Genomic DNA, 5,239 nt, shown 5'->3' with positions numbered 1-5,239 from the left:
GCGGCCCCGCCGGCCCCTGCGCCAGCGCCGGCGCTAGCGTCACAAACACCACCATCGTTGCCAAGGCCCCGGTCACTGCTGCGGCAAGTAAACTGAGTACGCGCTTCATTGTGTCCCTCCTTCGTTGTTTCTGCGAGTGTCAGTGCACCTGTGTTCTCCTGACAGCTTCACTCTACCAAGCGATGATGGAGAACTTGTGGAGGGTGTACGGATGGCTTGTCGAAATATCCACCCAATCTGCTCTGTGGTATCATACGTATTGTTGACAGCACGTTGCTGCCGTTTCCGGCTAGTATCTGCAAGCAAAGGAGCATTTCGAGCTATGCCACGTCTGAGCGAAGCCGAGATCGCTGAGCATCTGGCCCAGCGCCCCGACTGGAGCCTTGAAGATAACGAGATTGTTCGCACCTTCCGCCTTGCCAATTTCCCCGCTGCAATCGCTTTTGTCACGCACGTCGCCTTTTTGGCCGAAGCCGCCGGCCATCACCCCGACATTGACATCCGCTACAACCGGGTGCGGATTGCGCTCACCACCCACGATGCCGGCGGGTTGACCGAGAAGGATTTTGCCTTGGCTGCCGCAATTGATGAGATGTTGGGCTAATGCCGCTGGTAACGACGACAATCGGTGCTCTGTTTGTTATGCGGCGCGGACAAAGCGGCCCGCCGCTGGTCTGCATTCACGGCGCCGGCGGTAGCGCGCGCCATTGGGGCTTGTTGCTCGAACCGTTGGCCGCGGTTGCGCAGGTCTATGCGGTTGACTTGCCCGGTCACGGACGCTCGCCTGCTGCCGACGGCCCGATCACGATTGCCCATTATGCGCAGGCGATCAGCGCTCTGCATACAGCCCTTGGTTTGCCGCCGGCGATTGTGCTGGGCCATTCGATGGGTGGTGCGATCGCCTTGCAACTTGCGGTTGATGCGCCGCAGATGGTGGCCGGCTTAGGGTTGGTGGGCAGCGCCGCCCGCTTGCGCGTCGCCCCCGCCTTGCTGACTGGTCTCGCCGGTGATGCGACAGCCCGCCACGAGGCGATCACCATGCTGGTGCATTGGCTCTTCAGCCCGGCAGCCGATCCGGCACTGATCGCTGAAGCCGCCGCTGAATATGCCGCGCTTGATCCGGCCATCTTACTGGCCGATCTGCAAGCCTGCGATGGGTTTGATCTGCGCCCACAGCTTGCCGCCATCCGCTGCCCGGCGTTGGTGGTGACCGGAACTGATGATAAACTCACCCCGCCCAAACTTGGCGCTGAATTAGCTGCCGGTTTAGGGGTCGAACATCACCTGTTGGCCAACGTGGGCCACATGCCGATGCTGGAAACTCCCAGCCAATTGAGCCAGCGCTTACGCTCGTGGATCAAGGCGCTTGCCGAAGAAGAATCGCTCGCGTAGAATACGCATAGCATAGCCACAAGTCAATATCCAGAGGAGGCGATCATGGAATTCCAGCTTAGCGAAGACCAGCAGATGCTCCGCGATATGGTGCGCCAGTTTGCCGAGAAAGAGGCGAAGCCAACGGTGGCTGAGCGCGATGAACACGCGATTTGGCCCGCCGATCTGGTGCGCAAGATGGGTGAACTTGGTCTGATGGGGGTTGCCGTCAGCGAGGAGTATGGCGGCGCCGGCATGGATTATGTCTCGTATGCGATTGTGATCGAGGAGCTCTCGCGGGTCGATGCCTCGCTAGGCGTGATTGCCTCTGTTAACAATTCGCTCGTCTGCTACGGGATCGAGAAGTTCGGCACCGAAGAGCAGAAGCGTGAACTGCTGACGCCGCTGGCGAGCGGACGGATGCTCGGCGCGTTTTCGCTCAGCGAGCCGGGGGCCGGTTCCGACGCGGCGGCCCAACGCACCACCGCCGTGCGCGATGGTGATGACTATATCATCAATGGCGTCAAGAACTGGGTGACGAACGGCGATCACGCCGATACGATCATTCTGATGGCGATGACCGATCCGAGCAAGGGGGTCAAGGGCATTACCGCCTTCCTTGTTGACACCCATGCCCCCGGTTGCCGGGTGGTCAAGGTCGAGAATAAGCTCGGCATTCGCAGCGCGCACAGTTGCCAGATGGCCTATGACGACTACCGGTTGCCGGCGTGGCGGCGGCTCGGCGAAGAGGGCCAAGGCTTCAAGATCGCGATGACCATTCTCAACGCCGGTCGCATCGGCATCGCGGCGCAGGCGCTCGGCATTGCGCAAGGCGCTTACGAGGCGGCGCTGGAATACACCAAGGTGCGCGAGCAGTTCGGCAAGCCGATCCACGAGTTTCAGGCTGTCGGTTTTACGCTGGCCGATATGGCCACACGCATCAAGGCGGCCCGCTTGCTGACCTACGAAGCGGCGTGGCGCAAGGATAACGGCCTCGACTTCATCAAAGACGCTTCGATGGCCAAGCTCTTCGCTTCAGAGACGGCGATGTGGGTGGCGACCAAAGCCGTGCAATTGCACGGTTCTAACGGTTACTCGAAGGAGTATCCAGTCGAACGCTTCTTCCGCGACGCCAAGATTACCGAAATCTACGAAGGCACCAGCGAGATTCAACGTCTTGTGATCAGCCGCGAAATTGTGCGCTGATTGTCTTGTCATTACCGACTAGCGAACGCAACGGCGCGAAACGTAGGTGAGTTCTCGGCAGAACGAGCTTACGGTTTCGCGCTGTTGCGTTGTCTCAAACGAAGCTATGCGTCTGATCCTGATCCGGCACGGTGAGACGCCGTGGAATCGAACGTTGCAGTATCAGGGCCACGCACTCGTGCCGCTTAATGAGCGCGGGCGCGAGCAGGCCCGGCGGGCGGCTTTCCGGCTGGCCCGTAGCGGGGCGGTTGCAATCTATAGCAGCGATTTACCCCGCGCTTGGGAGACGGCGGAAATTATTGGTGAACATTTATCCTTGCGCCCCATCGCCATGCCCGATTGGCGCGAGATTGATGTCGGTTTGTGGGAAAGCTTGACCCCCGATGAACTGTACCAGCGCTTCCCTGACCACATGCGCGAATACGACCGCGACCCGGCAGGCACCGTGCGGCTCGGCGGTGAGAGCTATGCCCAATTGCAAGCGCGGGTGTTGCGCGCGTTTCGCCAGATCGAGTCCTCCCATCAATCCGGTGAGACCATCATCGTCGTGTCGCACGGCGGCTCGATCCGGGCGTTGTTTTGCCATATCATCGGGCTTGATCTGGCGAATTTCGGCAAACTGTGGCTCGACAATGGCTCGTTGAGCGAAATTGTCCGCGGGCGAAGTGGCTGGCGGCTGTTGCGGATGAATGATGTCGCCCACCTTGAAGATTTGGTGGCGGAAGGCGGCGAGTAAGGCGAGTTGATGATGAGCGGACGAACCACTTCTCCCGAACACGATCTGTTGTCGGCGAATATTCGCGCGTTGGGTGATGCGCTGGGCCGTATCATCACAACCCAACAAGGGCCGGACGCGCTAGCGTTGGTCGAACAGGTGCGGCGCATGGCCAAAGAGTTGCGTAATGCGCCGCACGAAACCGATCCGCAAGCCTTGCCACGGCTGATTGCCGATCTGAGCCTGCCCCAGTTGCAGAGTCTGGTGAAGGCGTTTACGCTCTATTTTGGCTTGGTGAACTTGGCTGAAGGCGTCGAGCGCCTACGTGCGCTGCGCGTGCGCGATTTACGCAACGCGCCGGCCCCGCGCGCCGAGAGCATCGCCGACGCGATCGCGTTGCTCAAACGCCACGGCGTGCCGGCAGACGCTATCCAAGCATGGCTTGACCACGCCCTAATTATGCCGGTGCTCACGGCCCACCCCACCGAGTCGCGCCGGCGCACGATCTTGATCAAATTACGCCGGATCTTCGATACCTTGATTGATTTGACCTTTGGGGAACGGTTGGTCTTGCCGTCCGACCGCCAAGCCGCTCTCACCCGCATCGAGCGCGAGATCGTTGGGTTGTGGCAGAGCGATGATGTGCGCCATCGCCGGCCTTCGGTGCTTGATGAGGTTGAAAACGGTTTGTTCTATTTCCAAACTGTGCTCTGGGATCTGTTGCCGCAAATGTACCGCGAGACGGCGGAGGCGCTAACTGAGGCGTACCCTGATCATCAGTGGCAGTTGCCGCCATTCCTGCGTTTCGGCAGTTGGATGGGCGGCGACCGCGACGGCAACCCCTTCGTGACGCCAGAGGTAACGATCGAGACGGTGCGGCTGATGCGCAGTGCGATGCTGCGTTATCTGATTGGCGGCATTGATCGCCTGATCACCGATCTCAGCCAGTCGGTGCAGCAGGTGCACGTTGATGCCGCGATCATTGACCGGATCGCCGATTACCGCGAACTGATGCCCGACGCAGCAGCGACTCTCAACCCGCATTATCGCTGTGAGCCGTACCGGCAGTTGTGCCACTTCATCCAAGCCCGCCTCCACAACACCCTCAACTACACCCTCAACCATACCCCACGGTGGGGCGCCGATCCGCCGCCGCCGCGCTTGCCCACCGTCTACTACCATAGCCGCGAGTTGCTGGCTGACCTCGACCTGATCGATGCTAGTTTGCGCAACCACGGCGGCGCGTTGATCGCCGATGGCTTACTGCGCGATGTGCGCACAAACGTAGCGGTATGCCGGTTGCATACCGCGACCCTCGACGTGCGCCAGCACGCTAGCCGCCATACCGCCGCGTTGAGTGAGATTTTGGCCGCCGCCGGCGTGGTTGCCAACTACGAAGCGCTCGATGAGGCTGAGCGCGTGGCTGTATTGAGCACCGAAATCCGCCGTCCGCGCCCGCTCACGCCGATCCGGCTCAGCCACTTTAGCCCGGCCACTGCCGAGACAGTGCAAACCTTTCGCGTGATGGCAGCCATCAGCGAGCAGCTCGATCCCGAAATCTTCCAAACCTACATCATCTCAACCACCAGCCAAGTGAGCGATCTGCTGGCGGTGCTGCTGTTCTGCCGCGACGCCGGCCTCTACCAACCCGGCCAGCACAGCCAGTTGAACATCGTGCCGCTGTTTGAAACCGGTGACGACTTGCAGCGCGCGCCAGTCTTACTCAATGAACTCTTGCAACTACCGGTCTACCGCGAGCATTTAGTCCTGCGCGATAATCTGCAAGAGGTGATGCTCGGCTATTCCGACAGCAACAAAGAGGGCGGTTTTGTCGCTGCCAATTGGGCGCTCTACCGGGCGCAGGTGGAGTTGACCGCCGTCACCGAACGCCACGGCGCGCGCTTGCGCCTCTTCCACGGGCGCGGCGGCGCAGTCGGGCGCGGCGGC

The 5,239-nt window shown here is 60.8% G+C and carries 5 protein-coding genes; all 5 read left to right on the top strand.

Annotation, left to right across the window (positions count from 1 at the left end):
• Nucleotides 1–322 precede the first annotated feature (322 nt).
• Nucleotides 323–604, top strand: coding sequence for a 4a-hydroxytetrahydrobiopterin dehydratase (locus U9R81_RS10690; RefSeq protein ID WP_066790246.1), 282 nt, complete (start codon nt 323–325; stop codon nt 602–604).
• A complete protein-coding gene (locus U9R81_RS10685) occupies nt 604–1,392 on the top strand; it encodes an alpha/beta fold hydrolase (RefSeq protein WP_322495444.1) in 789 nt (262 codons plus the stop codon). The genes U9R81_RS10690 and U9R81_RS10685 overlap by 1 nt, the downstream gene beginning before the upstream one ends.
• A gap of 45 nt (nt 1,393–1,437) precedes the next feature.
• On the top strand, nt 1,438–2,577 hold the full coding sequence (locus tag U9R81_RS10680) for an acyl-CoA dehydrogenase (protein WP_066790250.1): 1,140 nt from the start codon (nt 1,438–1,440) through the stop codon (nt 2,575–2,577).
• A 106-nt stretch (nt 2,578–2,683) separates the two neighbouring features.
• Nucleotides 2,684–3,313 carry a histidine phosphatase family protein gene (locus U9R81_RS10675; RefSeq protein WP_322495443.1) on the top strand — a complete coding sequence of 210 codons (630 nt, stop codon included), beginning with the start codon at nt 2,684–2,686 and terminating at the stop codon, nt 3,311–3,313.
• 12 nt (nt 3,314–3,325) lie between these two features.
• A partial coding sequence (locus tag U9R81_RS10670) for a phosphoenolpyruvate carboxylase (RefSeq protein WP_322495442.1) occupies nt 3,326–5,239 on the top strand: 1,914 nt, incomplete at its 3' end.

This window comes from Chloroflexus sp. (assembly GCF_034435895.1).
In the GTDB taxonomy this organism is placed as follows: domain Bacteria; phylum Chloroflexota; class Chloroflexia; order Chloroflexales; family Chloroflexaceae; genus Chloroflexus.
Note: the sequence above shows the minus strand (reverse complement) of the source record. Positions and strands in the feature narration are given on the sequence as shown.